Here is a 16,922-nt window from a genome sequence, read left to right as displayed (position 1 = left end):
GCGGGCAAGCCGGCGAAAGTCGCCCTGACCGCCATCATGCGAAAGCTCATCATCCTGGCCAATGCGCTCTTGCGAGATCAGCGAAACTGGTCTTCAAAACCCGCTTGATCAATACGGATACTCTAGGCAGCGCGCCCGGTCTCCCTCTCCTTCAGGAAAGCCTCGTGCTCGCTCACGAGCTTGCCGGCGAGCGCCTTCTCAATGAGCGCCCGCGTTTCCTTCACGCCGTAAAGCGCCACGAAGGATCCGAAGCGCGGTCCGCGCGGCTCGCCCAACAGCACCTGATAGATCGTGTTGAACCACTCGATCGAGACGCCCGGCCGCTCGGGTGTGGCGCCCTTTGCCTTGAAGTCCTGGTAGCGCGGTTCGGCGCGGCCGACATTGTAGATCTCGTCCTGGATCGCCTCGGCGGTCGCAGGACGTTCGCCGGTCTCGAACGAGGCCAGCACTTCCGAGAGACGGCGCAGCGACGCCGCCTCGACCTCGTCGGGCAGACGATAGGTCTTCTGCGGCTTCACGAAGTCCTCGAAGTACCGCACGGCCCGTGCAGCGAGGCTGTCGAGACGGGGATGCGTTTCCGGCGAAACGCCGGGCGCATAGCGGCGGATGAAGCCCCACAGCACCGCAGGATCCTCGGAATTCGCCACGGCGACGAGGTTCAGCAGCATGGAGAAGGAGATGGTCGTGCCGGGCTGGTTGGAGCCTCCCGACGAGACCAGCTCGGGCGCCGGAGGATTGCCGGCGTGAAGATGCCAGACCGGGTTCATCAGGCGCATTCGCGCATCCTGCCCCGGATACTTCTCGAGGAAGGTCAGGTAGTCGTCGACCTGCCGCGGGATCACGTCGAAGAACAGCCGCTTGGCCTCGCGCGGCTTGTTGTACATGAACAGGCCGAGGCTGTCGGGCGTGCCGTAGGCCAGCCACTCGTCGATGGTGAGGCCGTTGCCCTTTGACTTCGAGATCTTCTGCCCCTTCTCGTCGAGGAAGAGCTCGTAGTTGAAGCCTTCCGGCGGCAGCCCGCCGAGCGCCGTGGCGATCTGGCCGGAGAGCTTCACGCTGTCGATCAGGTCCTTGCCGGCCATTTCGTAATCGACGCCGAGCGCAACCCAGCGCATGGCCCAGTCGGGCTTCCACTGGAGCTTGGCGTGGCCGCCCGTGACCGGTGTCTCGAAGCGTTCGCCGGTCTCGGGATCGCGCCAGACGATGGTGCCGGCATCGAGCTTGCGCTCGTCGATCGGCACCTGCATCACGATCCCGGTCTTCGGATGGATCGGCAGGAAGGGCGAGTAGGATTGCTGCCGCTCGTCACGCAGCGAGGGCAGCATGATCGCCATCACCGCATCGTAGCGTTCGAGCACCGTGAGCAGGGTCTTGTCGAAGCGGCCCGCCTTGTAGCACTCGGTCGCCGACAGGAACTCGTAATCGAACCCGAAGGCATCGAGGAATTCGCGCAGCCGGGCGTTGTTGTGGTGGGCGAAGCTCTCATGCGTCCCGAACGGGTCGGGCACCTGGGTCAGGGGCTTGCCGAGGGCGGCCGCCACGAGCTCCTTGTTCGGGATGTTGTCGGGCACCTTCCGCAGGCCGTCCATGTCGTCCGAGAAGGCGACGAGGCGGGTGGGGATGGCGTCGCCGGTCAGAACCCGGAAAGCGTGCCGCACCATGCTGGTGCGCGCCACTTCGCCGAAGGTGCCGATATGCGGCAGGCCTGAGGGACCGTATCCGGTCTCGAACAGCGCCTCCTGCTTTCCCGTCCGTTTGAGCCGCTCGACGAGCTTGCGCGCTTCCTCGAAAGGCCAGGCATTCGCGGTCTGAGCGGCGTCGATGAGGGCGGGGTCGAGAGACAGGGGCTGAGGCATGTGACCAGAACTGTTGAAACGAGCGCGGCACCCTAAAGGGATTTGCGCCTCATGGGAAATCGGCAATCACTCCGCCCCCTCTAGGGGACCATGCCCGCTCCGGTCAATGCGGCTTAATAGGGGCTGATGGGGAAGAAGCGCAGGTAGAGCTCGGCATATTTCCCCTCCTTCCAGAGCTGCTGGAGGGCGTAATCGAGGGCGAGCCGCAGGTTTTCGTCCTCCTCGCGGACGATGAAGCCGATGCCCTCGCCGAAGAACCGGCTTTCCAGGTAGGGCCCACCCGTGAAATCGCAGCATCCGCCGGATTCCTCGCCTCCGATCCAGAGGGCGAGGCCGAGACCGTCGGCGAAGAGATAGTCGATCTCCCCGGCCTTGAGGGCCGCCTGGGCGGTCCCGAGCTCGGGATAGGGCTTGAGTGCGGCGGCGGGCATGAAGGCCTTGGCATAAGCCTCGTGCGCCGTGCCTCCGACGATGCCCACGGTCTTGCCCTGGAGCGATTTCACGTCGGGAACGGGCATGTTGCGATCCTTGCGGACCGCGAAGCGGGCGGGAATCTTGAAATATGGCGAGGTCACGCCGAAGCCCCGCCGCAGATCGGCGGTCAGGGGAATGGCGGCCGCAACCACATCACCCTGTCTGTCGGCCAGGGCATCGAGGAGCGTGTCGAACCGGCGCACCTGGATCGTGCAGGTCAGGTTCAGGCGTTCGCAGGCCGCACGGGCCAGCTCCACGGAAAATCCCGTCGGATTGCCGTCGAGCCCAGGGAAATGCAGCGGCGGGAAGTCGTCGTCGACCAGGAACCGGACGGTCCGCGTCCCGGCCAGATCAGGCCGCTCCAGCTGTGCCCGCGGGTCCCAGAAGTTGGGAATGGCAACCCCTTGCGCCTGGACGATGACCGGGACCGAGCCGAGCACGAAGGCCAGCAGGAAGGAGTGAGGCCGCCAATGGACGGGGTTGATCCCATGAAGGAAGCGCGCAACAATTGAAACTATATAACGCATCTTCAACTGCCGATATCCTTCTTGCAGGCATCTTCGCACGAATTCGGGGGACTTCCTCTGCCTGTCAGGCAGGGTCTAGCGGACGGGTCCCGCCAGTCAACCGCTCACCTGCAGATGCTGCCGGTCGAGATCGGGTTTCTGGCCCATCACGGCTACCCTCCCGATGCCCTGCACAAGGCCGCCATTCTCGCTTCTCGGGCCGGGGTCACGCCGGACATGTTCCTGATCAAGGGCGGGTATGTGGGGGAGAGCGACTTCTACCGCGCCCTGGCGGCGGAGCTGGCCCTGCCCTTCACGAGCGCACCCCGCCTGTCCGCCCAGGCGCGCTTTCCGGACGCCATCATGAGCGGGCTCGCCCCCAGCCTGTCGGGGGGCTTCGTCATGGCTCCTCAGGGCTCCTCCCTTGCCTGGCTTCTCAGGAAGCGCCGGTCCATGCGGAACCCGGTCGCGGTCACGACCCCGACACGGCTCGCCAGGGCGGTATTCGGAACGCAGGCCAGAAGGATCGCCTATCGCTGCGCCAACGAATTGCCCGACCATGCCCCGGACCTGTCGAACCGGGACCAGGTCAGTCCAGGGCAGATCCTGATCCTGTCGGCAACGGCGCTGCTCCTGTCCTTCTGCGGCGGGCTTTTTCCCGAGCCGACCCTGACGGCACTCGGTGTGGCGCTGGGTCCGCTCTTCCTCAGCGGCGTGACGATGCGGCTGGCGACAGCCATGGTCGCCAAGCCGGTCAAACCGGCGACACAGCCTCCGCGGGCACCCGATGCCAGCCTGCCGGTCTATACGGTGATCGTGGCGCTTTACCGGGAGAAGAAGGTCGTCCCGGGCCTCATCGCGGCATTGACGGCCCTCGACTATCCTCCCGCCAAGCTCGACATCAAGCTGGTGCTGGAAGCAGACGACCGGGAGACCCCGGCCGCCCTTGCCGCCATCCGCCTTCCTGCCTTCATCGAGGTGATCGTGGCGCCTCCCGGGATACCGCGAACCAAGCCGCGTGCGCTCAACATCGCCCTGCCCCTGGCACGAGGACACTTCACCGTGGTCTACGATGCGGAGGATGTGCCGGACCCGGACCAACTGCGTCTGGCAGTCGCGACATTCTCAAGGCTCCCGCGGAACGTGGCCTGCCTTCAGGCGCGGCTCACCATCGACAACACGGACGATTCCTGGCTCACGCGGCTCTTCACCATCGAGTACGCGACCCTGTTCGACGTGTTCAACCCGGGCCTCTCCGAGATCGGAAGTCCCATCGCCCTCGGCGGAACATCCAATCACTTCCGCACGCCCATTCTCAGGCGGATCTTCGGCTGGGACGCCTGGAACGTGACCGAGGACGCGGATCTCGGGATCCGCCTGGCAAGGCTCGGCTATCTCATCGAGGATCTTCCCTCCTCCACCAATGAGGAGGCGCCGCGCACCCTCAGGGCCTGGATGCACCAGCGGACCCGCTGGATGAAGGGATACATGCAGACATGCATCTCCCACTCGCGCCAGCCCGGAAGAACCTTGTCCCAGCTCCGCCTGTGGCGCTTCATCGGGGCTGCGGTCCTCACTCTCGGGACGGTTCTCAGCGCGCTGCTCTATCCGCTCTTCACAGTGCTGACCGTCCTGCTCTGGTTCAGAGAGCCTGTGGCAGCAGAGAACGGTGAATGGGCAAGGCTGCTCTATTCCGGTAGCCTCGCGCTCTTCGTCTCCGGGGTGGCGGCCGTGTTCATTCCCGCAATCGTGGCTCTCAAGCGCCGGGGCCTGTGGCGGCTTCTGCCGTGGCTCCCAGTGCTTCCGGTCTATTACGTCCTGGTGAGCTGTGCCGCATGGCGAGGACTCTGGGAGCTGACCGTCGCCCCGTTTCGCTGGAACAAGACGAGCCACGGCTTGGCGCTGACCTCACGCGCCGGATTGCTTCAGAAGCACCAGGCGAGACCGGCAAGGACCAGATCGTTGAAGACCGAGCCGCCATAGCGCCACCAGAGGAGACCGCCCGATGCGACGAGGCACAGGGCGGCCCCGGCGATCAAGGCGCCTCCCGACCACCGCTCCGACCGGCCTGCCTGTTCGGTTTCGAGGCTCATGGGCTCTCCGACTGCGACGACCTGATTATAGTATCAACTTCGCGTAGCGGAAGACCTGAGCCTTGAAGACAGGCTCGAAGCCTCGTCCAGCGCGGCTCCTCCTCGGCGGCGGCCGCCTGTTCCAGGGCCGCGCGGCTGCCGACCAGCACCACGAGCCGGCTCCCCCGCGTCACTCCCGTGTAGAGAAGCTTGCGCCGCAGCATCGATGTCTGGCCTAGCCCGACAGGAATGACCACGGCGGGGTATTCGGAGCCCTGCGCCTTGTGGATGGTCGTGGCGTAGGCGAGCACCAGTTCGTCGAGCTCCTTGAAGCCGTAGCTGACGAGGCGATCGTCGAAGGCGACGGAGATTTCCCCGTCGGATCGGCTGACCTCGCGCACGATCCCGACCTCGCCGTTATAGACGTCCCGGTCATAATCGTTCCTGACCTGCATGACCTTGTCGCCGGGGCCGAAGATCCAGCCGGCCCGATGAATGCTGTCGGGGCCCGGCGGGTTAAGGATCTGCTGCAGCTCGCCGTTCAGCATGTTGGTACCCAGGCGCCCCCTGTTCATGGGGCAGAGCACCTGGATGTCCCGCACCGGATCGAGATCGAACCGCCGCGGAATGCGATCCCGCACGAGGAGGGCGACCTTGGCCATGGCGTCCGCCGGGCTCCCGGCCTCCACGAAGTAGAAATCCGACTCCGCCGCAGGCTGCAGGTCGGGAACGGCACCACGGTTGATGGCATGAGCTGCCGCGATGATGCGGCTCTCCTGCTCCTGACGGAAGACCTCGTTCAGGTGAACGACCGGAACATGGCCCGAGGCGATGATGTCGGCGAGCACCTGTCCCGGACCGATGGAAGGGAGCTGGTCCACGTCCCCGACGAGCAGCAGGGAGGCACCGTCCGGCAACGCTCGCACCAGGGCGGCCATGAGCCGGATGTCGAGCATGGAGGCCTCGTCGACCACCACGAGATCGCAGTCGAGCGGCACCTTGGCATTGTGGCGAAAGCCACCTTCTGAGGCTTCGAGAAGGCGGTGGATGGTCCTGGCCGGAAATCCGGTGCTTTCCGCAAGCCGCTTGGCTGCTCGTCCGGTCGGCGCACAGAGCGCAATCTTCAGCTCGCGCTCGGACGAGAGATGGGTGATCCCCCGGATCAGCGTCGTCTTTCCGACGCCGGGTCCGCCGGTGACCACGAGCACCTTTTCCCGGAATGCCGCAGCCAGAGCCCGGCGCTGGCTCGACGAGTAGGAGACGCCGATGGCGGCCTGGGCGCGGTCGACCGCCTCGGTTGCCTTCAATCCGCTCCACGGATGCTCACCTCTGGCGAGATCCTTCAGGCGCTGCGCGATGTAGAGCTCGGCGCCATAGAGATGCTTGAGGAAGATGCAGCGCCGCCCGCGCAGATCGTCCGCAATCACGAGCCCGGCTTGGCATTGAGCCTGGAGCACAGGCTGCAGTTCATCCTCAGGCACATCGAGCAGCATGCCTGCCTGGCGCAGCAAGTCCTCGACGGGCAGGCCCGTGTGCCCCTCCTTCATGGCATCGGCGAGCACGCTCGTCAGACCGGCCTGCAGGCGCACCCGCGCCGTGGGGTCGATGTCGAGCCGCATGGCGATCTGGTCCGCCGCCGAAAACTCGAAGCCCGGAATGTCGAGGGCGAGGCGATAGGGATTGGCCGAGATGATCTCCACGGCGCCTGCACCGTAGATGCGGTAGATCCGCGTCAGCAATGCGCTTCCGATCTCATGATCGCGCAGGAAGGCGGCAATGTCGCGCAAGGTGCGGTGTTCGGCCCAGGCCTCTGCGATGCTCTGCGCCTTGGCCATGCCGATGCCGTGCACGCGGGTCAGGTCGTGCGGGCGGCGCTCGATGACATCGAGAATGCGAGCCCCGAAGGACGCGATGAGGCGTTGCGCGCAGGCCGGTCCGACACCGCGCAGCAGACCCGATCCGAGGTAGCGCTGAAGCTCCTCCGCCGTCGTGGGGGCGGACGTGACGAGCGAGGTGGCACGGAACTGAACGCCGTGGTTCCGATCGTTCAGCCATGCTCCGCTGGCCTCCACGACTTCGCCCATGGCGACCGCAGGCGCATGGCCGACGACCGTGACGGGCTTGCGGTGTCCCCGCGCCTTCAACCGCAGGACGCAGAAGCCGGTCTCGTCATTGTGGAAGGTCACGCGCTCCACCGAGCCGACGAGATGCTCCGACAAGGTCAGGGCAGCTTGCTCGGCCGTGGAACCGGAGGTTTTCAGCATCGATGGAATCGACCGCGGGCGAGGATCCGCGCCTCAAAGGCAAAAGGCGGAGCGAAAGCCCCGCCTTGTCGGCATGTCATGGAGAGCGGCTTAGGCTGCCTTCTTGGTCGGCCAGCCGAGCTCGACGAGGCGCGCTTTCGCGAAGTCGCGGATTTCATCGCGCACTCCTTCGGGCAGGTCGTTGAGGATCTTCTGCGTGTCGGCGTGCAGCATGAGATCGGTCACGGCGTTGATGTTCTTCGCCTTCGTGATCTTCTGCTTGAGATCGGCCTCGATGGAGGTGTCGGAGCCGGCGACCTCGACCTTCGTCCTGTCGCTCTTCTCCGTCTTCTCGACCTCGACCTGCGGCTCGCCCGCACCCGGACGGCTGTTCCTGAACTCGTCGGCTTCCTCCTCCGAATAGACGAGGCCGTGCAGTTCGATGAGCTTGAGGATCACGCGATCCTTCGCACGCTTCTCCGCCATCGCATAAACATAGGCCGCCTGCTTTCCGGAGACGCGGTAGTTCACGCCGATCAGCGCCTCGCCGATCGACCATTCCACGCGCTCGCCCATGCGGCCCGTCACCAGGATGACGGCCTCGTCGCGCTCGGCGCGCACGATGGTGGGGGCGTCGAACTGAATCTGCGCCTGCGCCGCGATGCGCTCGAGAGCCTTGTGATAGATGACGGCCGTTCCCTGGACGCGCCAGACGTTGCCGGCCATCGGCTCACCGAACTTTGCAAGCACCTCGGCAATCTTCTTGTCTGTCGTATTCATCTCAGTTCCAACTTTCAAAGGAGCCCGCGAAAGGTCCCACGCTCTTCTCGAAGCCTTCGTCCCGGGCCGGCGTGTTCGTTATTTGTTCTATAACAAATCGGGCCGAATCCGTCCAGTTGCAAGGGAGTAGACCTGCCCCCGAAAGCCTTGGATCTGAAGGGTTTTCGCAGCAGCGGCGTTTTGCCTCAAGGTAAGCCCAAGTCAAGCTTGGCGCTTTTCTCCCTGGAGATCGATCCAGATGCTTGCCGGGTTTGACGGACTGCTATTCGTTCTATATTTGTTCTGCAGCCATGAACTGTCCTCATCCCGGAGAATGCTCGCCGGGAGGGACTGCATGACGTTTCACGCCACGCTGGAGAACCTGATGTCCGCTCAAGCGATCCTCGACCTCCCGGTTCGACGCTCCGGCCGCCGGCCCTCGTCGCGCCGGACGCAGAGGAGTCAGGCGACTCCGGTCACCCGCAACGGCCTCATCGCCGATTTCCTGGCGATCTGCGAGCTCGACCCCGAGGTGGAGGCCCTGCGCGCCCAAGCCGAGGCCGCCGAGTTCGACGTCGGAGACGGCATCATCGGGCATGTGGCCGATTTCGAGATTGTCAGGGACGGCACCTCTCATCTCGTGGACGTGGTCACGGACGACGGTCTCATCAACCATCCCATGCGGGCGGCCGCCCTTCACGGCATCGCCTCCGCGGATGGACGCCCCTTCGTCATCGAGACGGCAGCGAGCATCCGCGCAGAGCCGCGCTTCACCACGGTCCGTCTCATCATGGCCTGCAAGCGCACGCCCGTGACCGCCGGCGACCGGGTCCGCATCCTGCATCAGCTCGACGAGAGCGGAGCCATGCGGCTGGTGGACTGCGCCAGCGCGGTCATGAACACCGCCGACGGCGTCGCGGCCGTGCTGGCTCTCGCCTGCGAGGGACTGATCGCGGTCGACATCAGCCGCCCGATCCTTCCGGAAACGCAGGTCAGGCGTCGGCGCCTGCCCTATTCGGATCCGTTCGGCTTCTAGAGCGGCCTCAAGTCACGAGCGGGCGTGACGCTCCACAGCCTCGCCGAGCAGCGACCGCACGATGGCGCGAACCGCGTCGGACGTGTTGTCCTGCGAGAATTTGGCCTCGATCTCGTCGCGGACGATGGAGCCGTCGCCGCTGCGCTTCAGCTCGGTCGGCGACTCGGCTTGGAGCAGGGTCACGAAGGCGCTCTCGACCTCGCGCGCGACCGCCGAGCCGTCGGCCGCATCGACGACACGGCCCGTCAGGTCGAACACGTTGGCCTCGAAGGGGAGCGGCTGCGCTTCGAGCGCACCGCTGCCGTCCAAGATCCATGCGCGGGGAACGTGATCGACGAGATCCACCGATTGCCGGGTGATGTTGCCGGGATTGAGCCAGCGGGTGCGCCCCGCCTGCACCGACTTCTGCGTCTTGTGAATGTGTCCGTTGACGAGAACGTCGCACCCCTCGACGGCAAAAGGCGGGACCGCCCCGGGATAGCCGCCCTCGAAGGCGATGTCGTGATGGGTGAACCAGGCCTGCAGGTCGACGCCGGAGAAAGACCCGCGCACATCGGTCGGAATGGCTTGGCCATAGGGCGTCATGCCGACACCCAACCGGCGTTCCCCCAGCTGGACCTCGACCACGGGCGCCGAGGCGGCAACGACGTCGACCACGTCGCACAGACCCAGCAGAGCCAGCGTATCGCCGTCGGTCAGGGTCGTATGCTGAATGTCGTGATTGCCCACATTGACGATGGGCCGGTTTCGGAAACCCTTCAGCGTCCGGATAAGCTGGTTCTTCAGCGCCTCGTCCGTCTCGACGGGCCGGTCGAACAGGTCGCCGAGGATGACGACCGCCAGCCCGCGTTCGTTGGCGATCCCGACGCAGCGCTCGAGCTTTGCCAGAACGGGGAGCGGCCATTCGAGATCTTTGCGCCGGCCCGGACGGCGGGATCCCACGTGGGGATCCCCGATCACGAGAAGGCCATTGCAGGCGATGGGCTTCAGCTGTTCTCCGGACAGGATCATGCGGTCAGCCGCTCCACCGTTGAATGGGCGTGATGGTTCAACAGGCTTTCGGCATTCACGGGCGAGCCGCAGGTCGGGCAAAGCCCGCCTGTCTCCTCGACGAGCCGTGCCATCTCGGCCTGGATCGATTCCAAGCCGAGGCCGATCTGCGCCAGCCGCTCCCGTGCAAGCGCGGCAGCGCTGCGGGTTTCCACCAGCCGGGACAGGATGTTTTGGGCCGGCGCCGTCTTTTCAAGAGGCGGCGCGGCTTCCGGCATGGCGCGCAGCGCATCGAGGCGCACCCGGCTGCGCGCCAGCGCTTCCGCCACCTGGATGACTTGCCGCCCGATGCGCTCGCGTTCGCGGGAACGCTCCAGATTGCTGGCAAGCCTGGCAAGGCGCTCCGGCTCGGGCAGATGTGCCGTCGCCTGCGCCCGCGCCTGCACCCGAGCCAGCTTCTCTCGAAGTTGCGCCAGTGAGATCGCGCAATCCCGCATCTGCTGCAGGCGTGCGTCGGCAGCCTTGATCTCCGTCGCCTGATCGCGGGCGGCAGCAAGTCTCTCCTTCAGCAGGTCGAGCTCTTCGAACCCTTCGAGCGCCTCGATCAGCCCGATCAGCTCCCGCTCGCCGGTGCGGACGAACGTGTTGTCCCGGGTGCAGCGCTCGCGATGAATGACGAGCATATCGCGGATGTAGCTCGCCTCCTGACCGATGGAGAGCACCGCCGACCGGCGCGAGGCGGTCTCGCCCAAGAGGAACACCGGAAACTTCTGATGCGCGATATGAACGTCGAGTTCCTCCACCTTCCTGATCTGGAAGAGGTCCGCCACCCAGTCCGGCACGGCCCGGCCGCCGGTTTCGTAGCGCATGCCCTGCTCCTCGACCACGGATCCATCCGCCTCGTGCAACGACCACACGTTGACCGGCGTACGGCGCGGCTGGCGCGTAAAGCGCAGAATGCGTCGTCCCGCGACGCCGATCTCGACCAGAGCGGACTTCGCGCCCGCCCGCACGAGACTGTCGCGCGCTTCGCCATAGAACACGGCGCGCAGGGCACGAATGAAGGTCGACTTGCCGCGATTGTTCGGACCGATCAGCGCATTCACGCCGGGACTCAGATGCAGCGTGGCATCCTCGTAGGCCTGAACGTTGACCAGTCGGATGAAGCGCAGGCCCGGCCGCACGTCGTCCCATGCGGCGCTGCAATCCGCAGACTGCACGCCGACTCCGTTCAGTGGCTCGCCCGTGATCCGCGCAATGTGAAACTGTCCGGAAAACTGCGACAGGTCGTGGTGGGATACCGCGAGGCATTGGACGCCGAGGCGCGCAGCACCGTCCTCCAGAACCCGATAGAAGGAGGAGACGCGGTCAGGTGCAATCCAGCAATCCGCCTCGTCGAGAGCAAGGAACCGCGCGACGTCCGCCTTCACCACGGCGATCAGGCGCAAGGCCATGCCGACGACGTTGGTGAGCGCTCCGCCATTGTCCTCCAGCACGTCTTCCAGGGTCCCGTCCGGCCGGGCGACGCAGATATCGAGGGAGGCAAGACCCCGCTCCGTCGAGAGGTCGAGAGCGACGGGTTTTTCGCCAGGCAGGACCTCCTGCACCAGGGCGGTCAGCAGCGTCTCGAAAGCGGCCAGGTTGCGCCGGTTGGCGCTGCCATGCACCGCCTCGATGAAAGCCTCGACCTCGTCCTTTACGGCAAGGCGCCCCTTGGCGAGCTCGATCTCCCGCCTCAACTCCTCGACCCGCGCCTTCGTGGCATCGCGGCGCCCTTCGAGACGCGCAATCGACGCCTCGATCCGCGTCACCTCGTGATCGACGGCATCGGCACGCATCAGCGCTCGCCTCCAAGCTGCTTCAGCCGCGCTTCGATGTCCCGCAGCGCTGCTCCGAACTCCTCCACGCGCTTGGCATTCTGCGCGGACGCGTCCTCGATCAACTGCCGGATCGCCGCCTCGTCATCCGTGCCGAATTCCGCCCGCGCCTGCTCGCGCGCCTGCTCGAGCTCCCGTGTCAGGCGCTCCACCTCGCCCTCCGCACGGATGCGCTCCGCCCGCAGCTTCTCGAATGTCGAGCGCATCTCCTCGAGCCGCCTGAGGTTGTCGGATTCCAGGCGCGTCAGGTTAGTCATGTCGCGAGAACTCCACTGCATTCCTAGGACCCAGATTCAATCAAGCTGGGCCGTTTCTTCTGGCGAGACCTTCGCCTCAATTTCGGCCGGATGATAGTCGATTTCTTCAATCCTGACGCCCCTTCCCCCACATAGTGGCCGTTACTCCAAGATTACAGTCCGGAAGCTCACCGTTTGCTTGACACGGGGCGCGCTCGCGTTATGTTCCTGTTTTGTTCCAGTTGCGTTAGATGCATTTGAGATTTGGCGGCAATGAGGCGGGATGAACCCGCTGGAGGAATGTCGGCATGATGGCGACGGCGGCGGAGCGTCCGATCTTCGAGAACGAGGAATGGCTCGTGACGGAGAGCGGCCTCGAACACAAAATGACAGGCTACTTCATCGAGCGCGAAAGCTTGGCCAATCGCCGCAGCGACGGCCTCTGGACGTGGCCGATGCAGATGGCGGAGAAGAGCTGGTGCGCCATGCCGCTTTTCGCGGAAGCCTTCTCCTGCGCCGCCTCCGTCTATGAGGTCGAGACCGGAACCGATCTCGCGCAGACATTCAGGCTGGCCCGCAGCGAGATTTCCGCGTGGCCGGACGGGGCGAAGCCGAACGGAAATCCGGCTCCGCGGATGCTGGGGACCTTGCAGTCGAAGGATCCGAATCCCATCTTATGGGAGCCGGAGCGCACTGAAAAAGTCTCGAGAGATCAAGGCTTCCAAGCTCCAGGCGAGAACCCGCGCAGACATGCCCCGACGGGCACGCGGGCGCTTTCTGCGAACGCCCGTCTGCGCGAGACGCAGGTGGGCATGGTGAGGGCCACGGCCCTCCCGTGGCGGACATCGCATCGTCTTCAACGAACCGGAACGAAGCTCGTGCGGCTGCTCCAGGCAGCCTGGAGCATAAGGTGAATCCAATGCCCAGCTTGGGATTCGAAGGATGGAACAGCTTTGGCCCGAGCGGTGATGATGCGGCAGGCCACGAGCCCGAGACCGCGGACGAATTCGCGCAGCAGGTGATCCACGCGATCTGCCATGCCAGCGTGACCGCATCGGTCGGTCGCCGCACCTATGAGCGCTGCCTGCGGGCGCTGGCCTTCGGCTCGACCACACGGCTCGGCTTCCGGCATCCCGGCAAGGCCGATGCCATCGACCTGGTCTGGCGCGAGCGGAACCGCCTTTACGACGAATACCTCGCGAGCCCCGACAAGCTTGCCTATCTGGCGACGCTTCCCTGGGTGGGGCCCGTGACGAAACACTCCCTGGCTCGCCGGCTCGGCCTACTCGCCGAGCATGAGCATCGGGCCGTGGCTTGAACCGCAAGAAGAACGACAAGAAGAGGTGTCATCGAATGTCTAAAGTCCGTGCAAGCAATGTCGGCTTCTGCGTCGTCGACAGCAACGCCGATGTGATCGCAGACAACCTGGTCCACCGCATCCGCGAGGCCGCCGCCGAGATGGAGAGCCAGGTCAACCGCCTCTACCGCGGTCGACAGGCGTACGATCTCAACGAGGGCTCCAGGCAGGATCTCGAAAAGGCGATCGAGCGGCTGAACTACATGGCAAAGACCCTGCGCGACGTTCAGAGCGAGCAGAGCCAGGTGGTCTATCTGCAGGCTGCCGAGTAACCAGCAGACGATGAACGACACAAGGGAGCGGTGAGCATAATCACCGCTCCCTTTTTGCTGTCCGCTCTCCGCACCTCGCCCGCATCATCGGCTGTCGCGCCGTCACAGGCGATCGGGTAAGCTTCGGCATTCAGCAGCGACAATCATCGGGAGGATGCCGAATGCCACAGCTGAACGGGGTTCTGGAAACGGCTCTCTATGTCGACAATCTCTCGCGCGCCCGGGAGTTCTACGAAGGCATCCTGCACCTCAAGCCCGTCTATTCCGATCAGCGCCTATGCGCCTTCGATGTCGCCGGCAAAAGCATTCTCCTGCTGTTCAAGCGCGGTGCCTCGACCGAACTCATGCGGATGCCGGGCGGCACGATCCCGCCGCATGACGGCAGCGGTCCGCTCCATATCGCCTTGGCGGTCCCTGCAGGCGAACTCGCCGCCTGGGAGGAGCACCTGTCGGCCAGGGATGTGACGATCGAGGGCCGCACGAAATGGTCCCGCGGCGGCGAGAGCATCTATTTCCGCGACCCCGACGGGCATCTGCTGGAACTTGCGACGCCGGGGCTCTGGCCCACCTATTGAGACCAGGCATGCCGCCGTCGCTTCGCTTGCAAAATATTGCGAACAAATGTAGAACATGAAGCGATGCCCCTGTCGGGGCAGGAGAGCGTAAACGGACCCGGGCGAGGCTGGTCGAGGACCAGCGGCAGGCTCGGGAGAGATGAGGAGAGGCTCCGATGGCGGGCAGCGTGAACAAAGTGATCCTTGTAGGGAATCTGGGGCGTGACCCGGAGGTGCGGCGGCTGAATNCGCATTGCCACGTCTGAGACGTGGAAGGACAAGGCCTCGGGCGAGCGCAAGGAGAAGACCGAGTGGCACTCGGTGGTGATTTTCAACGAGAACCTGGCGCGGGTGGCGGAGCAGTACCTGAAGAAGGGCTCGAAGGTGTACATCGAGGGCCAGCTTCAAACGCGCAAGTGGCAGGACCAGCAGGGTCAGGAGAAGTACACGACCGAGATCGTGCTGCAGCGCTTCCGGGGCGAGTTGACGATCCTGGACAGCCGCGGCGGGGGCGGGGCTTCCGAGTACGGCGACGACGAGCCGGGCCAGATCAGAAGCGGCGGAGACTTCGGACGGTCCTCCCCGATGGAAAGACGGCCGGAGCCGGCGAGCAGCGGTTCCCGCTACAACGATCTCGACGACGATATCCCGTTCTAGTCCAGGTTATTCTTGGAATCCCTACTTTTGGAAATCCGGGTCTCAGCACCCGGATTTTTGCATTCGGAGAGAGCCTAGAGATCGACCTGGGTCTTCCCCCCGGCTTCGCGTGATCGCTGAGCCCGCTCGATCTCCCGCAACCTGCGCGCCCTCTCCTGCAGCTCGTCCCGGCTCGGCAGCCACCAGCCGCGGCTCTCCCTCAGCTCAAGCCCCTCCCCTTCGGGAGCAGGTTTGGTGCGGTAGACTTCCTGCAGCCATGGCATGCGCCACCTGGCCCAGACATAGCCTGACAAATTCCCCTGCAGGTGGGGATAGAACTCCCTGACCGCCTCGTCCCTCACCCCCTCGTCGATCTCCTCGAATACGACCACGCCCCAGGCCGGTGTCGAGACCGGACGCTCGAGAGGCGGGAGATCGTCGCCAGGTACGGGATAGCGCCTGCGGCGGCGCTCGGCCTGGACGCGATCGGATGCGCCGGAGGGGCGGCTCTTCTGCTCCTCCCGCCGCCTTCTCCTGGCCTCGGGTTCATTGCGCCGCGCGGCCTCCTCGATCTCCGGCCAGCGCCTGCGCAATTCCTCGTAGGAGCGGAACGGCACGCGCCAGATCCTGTTCGCGGAGTCCCACCACGCCCAGGGAATCGCCCGCATGATCTCCACGACCGTGCGGGAATAGGGTGTGCGAACCTGCAGGTCGTCTTGGGCGGCGAGATAGGGGCTGGTCAGCGGATCGAAGGCGAACGCATCGCGTCCCTTGGCATCCGCATGGCGGTCCAGCGCTTCCAGCTCCTGGGACATCCAGGCGTCGAGCCGGCGGACGGCTGTCGTTCCCGGAACGAACCAGCGCTCCTCCGCCCCGCGCCAGCGGGCTCGTGGAAAACTCTCCTTGAAGCGCCGCACCAGATCCCGGTCATAGGGAAAGGACGCGAAGGCTCCGGGCCGGTCTCCGTCGGCTGGCGTCACCTGAAATGCGGACGAAAGCTCCATCGGTCGGTTCCATCGGCGGACTGCTCACGGGCATCCGCCTTACGACAACCGCAACATCCGAAACTTTGATCCCGATCCGCCGGTTGGAACCGCCTGCGAGCCGAGACGATTGGTGAGGCGGAGGGTGCCATGCAGGCCGATACGCACATCGATCATCAGGCCTATACGCCTGACTATCTCCGCAACGTCCTCGAAGGGGTGAGGACCATTGCGGTCGTGGGGGCGAGTACCGATCCCTGGCGCCCCAGCTTCGGCGTCATGAGCTATCTCGGCCGGGCCGGCTACCGGCTCATTCCGGTGAATCCCACAGCCCTTGGCCAAACGCTCCAGGGCGAGCCCTTCCGGGCCTGCCTCCAGGAGATCGACGAGCCGGTCGACCTCATCAACGTCTTCCGCCGCCCCGAACACATTCCGGACGTGGTCGAGGACGCAATCGCCATCAAGGCCCCTGCCCTCTGGCTCCAACTCGGCGTCGCTCACCCACAGGCCGCTGTCCGGGCCGAGGCTGCAGGTCTTCGCGTCGTCATGAACCGCTGCATCAGCATCGAGCACTCCCGCCTGTTCCGCTGAGCCGCCGGCTCCTTCTGATGTCTCAGGAGCCTTGAGAGCTCGATTTCACTGAAATCCTTGCGTGGAAACAGTTTCCGGCCTCTCCAGCGGCTCGCCATCAACGTTTCGTTAACCATAATCGCTCATTCTGCCTCTGCGGTTCGTAGAGTTTCTGGAGGTGACGGCTGATGGCGCAGAAGAGCTTCGCCGAAACGATTGATGAGAGACTTGCGGCGATCGAACGGATCGTCGCTTCCCTTGTGGAGGATGGCGGGCAGGAAGACCTGCGGGACCTGCGCGTGCTTTTGATCGATGTGATCGGTCTGCTCAAGCGCGACCCGGGGGTCGAGGCCTCCGTCGACGACCTGTACGCGGCCGCTCGTTCGGTTGTGGTTGACAGGGGTGTTGGTTTTCAGCCTCTGGCGCGCAAGCAGCGTCTGTTGCGGGATGCGCGCCAGCGTTTTCACGACCGTCTTCTGTGTGCGGCGTCGGTTGTGGGCC

17 protein-coding genes and 2 pseudogenes are annotated in these 16,922 nt (G+C 65.0%); 10 read left to right on the top strand and 9 right to left on the bottom strand.

Translation table 11 applies throughout. The features are described 5' to 3' along the window. A pseudogene (locus tag ACFOYU_RS11170) lies at positions 1–108 on the top strand (IS110 family transposase); the annotation flags it as partial. Between the two features lie 14 nt (positions 109–122). Here ACFOYU_RS11170 and ACFOYU_RS11165 read toward each other — a convergent pair. Then, a complete protein-coding gene (locus tag ACFOYU_RS11165) occupies positions 123–1,856 on the bottom strand; it encodes a lysine--tRNA ligase (protein ID WP_377033591.1) in 1,734 nt (577 codons plus the stop codon). A gap of 113 nt (positions 1,857–1,969) precedes the next feature. Next, entirely contained in the window at positions 1,970–2,857 is an 888-nt protein-coding gene (locus tag ACFOYU_RS11160; RefSeq protein ID WP_377033590.1) for a transporter substrate-binding domain-containing protein, read from the bottom strand. A gap of 21 nt (positions 2,858–2,878) precedes the next feature. On the opposite strand from ACFOYU_RS11160, the gene ACFOYU_RS11155 reads away from it, so the two are divergent. Further along, positions 2,879–4,819: a glycosyltransferase family 2 protein gene (locus ACFOYU_RS11155; protein ID WP_377033589.1), complete on the top strand. Its 1,941-nt coding sequence runs from the start codon at positions 2,879–2,881 to the stop codon at positions 4,817–4,819. Here the strand turns inward: ACFOYU_RS11155 and ACFOYU_RS11150 are convergent. From ACFOYU_RS11150 to ACFOYU_RS11140, 3 genes are all read right to left on the bottom strand, one after another. Further along, a complete protein-coding gene (locus ACFOYU_RS11150) occupies positions 4,762–4,929 on the bottom strand; it encodes a hypothetical protein (protein WP_226740136.1) in 168 nt (55 codons plus the stop codon). The genes ACFOYU_RS11155 and ACFOYU_RS11150 overlap by 58 nt on opposite strands. Next, positions 4,926–7,172: an ATP-dependent RecD-like DNA helicase gene (locus tag ACFOYU_RS11145; protein ID WP_377033588.1), complete on the bottom strand. Its 2,247-nt coding sequence runs from the start codon at positions 7,170–7,172 to the stop codon at positions 4,926–4,928. The genes ACFOYU_RS11150 and ACFOYU_RS11145 overlap by 4 nt, the downstream gene beginning before the upstream one ends. A 90-nt stretch (positions 7,173–7,262) precedes the next feature. Further along, entirely contained in the window at positions 7,263–7,931 is a 669-nt protein-coding gene (locus ACFOYU_RS11140) for a trna delta -isopentenylpyrophosphate transferase (RefSeq protein WP_226740141.1), read from the bottom strand. 334 nt (positions 7,932–8,265) lie between these two features. Here ACFOYU_RS11140 and ACFOYU_RS11135 point away from each other — a divergent pair, with 334 nt between their 5' ends. Continuing rightward, positions 8,266–8,946 (top strand): hypothetical protein, encoded by a 681-nt coding sequence (locus ACFOYU_RS11135; RefSeq protein WP_377033587.1) that lies wholly within the window; start codon positions 8,266–8,268, stop codon positions 8,944–8,946. Positions 8,947–8,958: 12 nt separating this feature from the next. Here ACFOYU_RS11135 and ACFOYU_RS11130 read toward each other — a convergent pair whose 3' ends face one another. The 3 genes from ACFOYU_RS11130 to ACFOYU_RS11120 are packed head-to-tail and all read right to left on the bottom strand — an operon-like array spanning position 8,959 to position 12,070. After that, positions 8,959–9,957, bottom strand: a complete 999-nt coding sequence (locus ACFOYU_RS11130) for an exonuclease SbcCD subunit D (protein ID WP_377033586.1) — start codon at positions 9,955–9,957, stop codon at positions 8,959–8,961. Next, a complete protein-coding gene (locus ACFOYU_RS11125) occupies positions 9,954–11,774 on the bottom strand; it encodes an AAA family ATPase (RefSeq protein WP_377033585.1) in 1,821 nt (606 codons plus the stop codon). Before ACFOYU_RS11125 ends, ACFOYU_RS11130 begins: the two co-directional genes overlap by 4 nt. Then, on the bottom strand, positions 11,774–12,070 hold the full coding sequence (locus ACFOYU_RS11120) for a hypothetical protein (protein WP_377033584.1): 297 nt from the start codon (positions 12,068–12,070) through the stop codon (positions 11,774–11,776). The genes ACFOYU_RS11125 and ACFOYU_RS11120 overlap by 1 nt, the downstream gene beginning before the upstream one ends. A 287-nt stretch (positions 12,071–12,357) precedes the next feature. Between ACFOYU_RS11120 and ACFOYU_RS11115 the strand changes: the two genes are divergently transcribed. The 5 genes and pseudogenes from ACFOYU_RS11115 to ssb all read left to right on the top strand — a co-directional run bounded on the left by ACFOYU_RS11115 (position 12,358) and on the right by ssb (position 14,889). Continuing rightward, positions 12,358–12,963, top strand: a complete 606-nt coding sequence (locus ACFOYU_RS11115; RefSeq protein WP_377033583.1) for a hypothetical protein — start codon at positions 12,358–12,360, stop codon at positions 12,961–12,963. Between the two features lie 5 nt (positions 12,964–12,968). Then, entirely contained in the window at positions 12,969–13,367 is a 399-nt protein-coding gene (locus ACFOYU_RS11110; protein WP_226740152.1) for a hypothetical protein, read from the top strand. A 35-nt stretch (positions 13,368–13,402) separates the two neighbouring features. After that, the gene (locus ACFOYU_RS11105) at positions 13,403–13,678 is read left to right on the top strand and encodes a hypothetical protein (RefSeq protein ID WP_226740153.1); all 276 of its coding nucleotides are present in this window, start codon (positions 13,403–13,405) and stop codon (positions 13,676–13,678) included. Positions 13,679–13,839: 161 nt separating this feature from the next. Continuing rightward, entirely contained in the window at positions 13,840–14,253 is a 414-nt protein-coding gene (locus tag ACFOYU_RS11100) for a VOC family protein (protein WP_377033582.1), read from the top strand. Between the two features lie 155 nt (positions 14,254–14,408). Further along, a pseudogene (gene ssb, locus ACFOYU_RS11095) lies at positions 14,409–14,889 on the top strand (single-stranded DNA-binding protein). Between the two features lie 74 nt (positions 14,890–14,963). Here ssb and ACFOYU_RS11090 read toward each other — a convergent pair. Then, a complete protein-coding gene (locus tag ACFOYU_RS11090) occupies positions 14,964–15,872 on the bottom strand; it encodes a hypothetical protein (RefSeq protein ID WP_377033581.1) in 909 nt (302 codons plus the stop codon). A 129-nt stretch (positions 15,873–16,001) separates the two neighbouring features. Between ACFOYU_RS11090 and ACFOYU_RS11085 the strand changes: the two genes are divergently transcribed. Both ACFOYU_RS11085 and ACFOYU_RS11080 read left to right on the top strand, forming a co-directional pair. After that, complete coding sequence (locus ACFOYU_RS11085) at positions 16,002–16,442, top strand: CoA-binding protein (protein WP_377033580.1); 441 nt, start codon at positions 16,002–16,004, stop codon at positions 16,440–16,442. A 167-nt stretch (positions 16,443–16,609) separates the two neighbouring features. After that, positions 16,610–16,922, top strand: a 313-nt coding sequence (locus tag ACFOYU_RS11080) for a hypothetical protein (protein ID WP_377033579.1), incomplete at its 3' end; no start/stop codon positions are given.

The sequence above is a fragment of the Microvirga sp. GCM10011540 genome (genome assembly GCF_042650665.1).
Classification (GTDB): domain Bacteria; phylum Pseudomonadota; class Alphaproteobacteria; order Rhizobiales; family Beijerinckiaceae; genus Microvirga; species Microvirga lenta.
The sequence above is the reverse complement of the archived record's forward strand: the minus strand, read 5'-3'. Positions and strand labels throughout refer to the sequence as shown.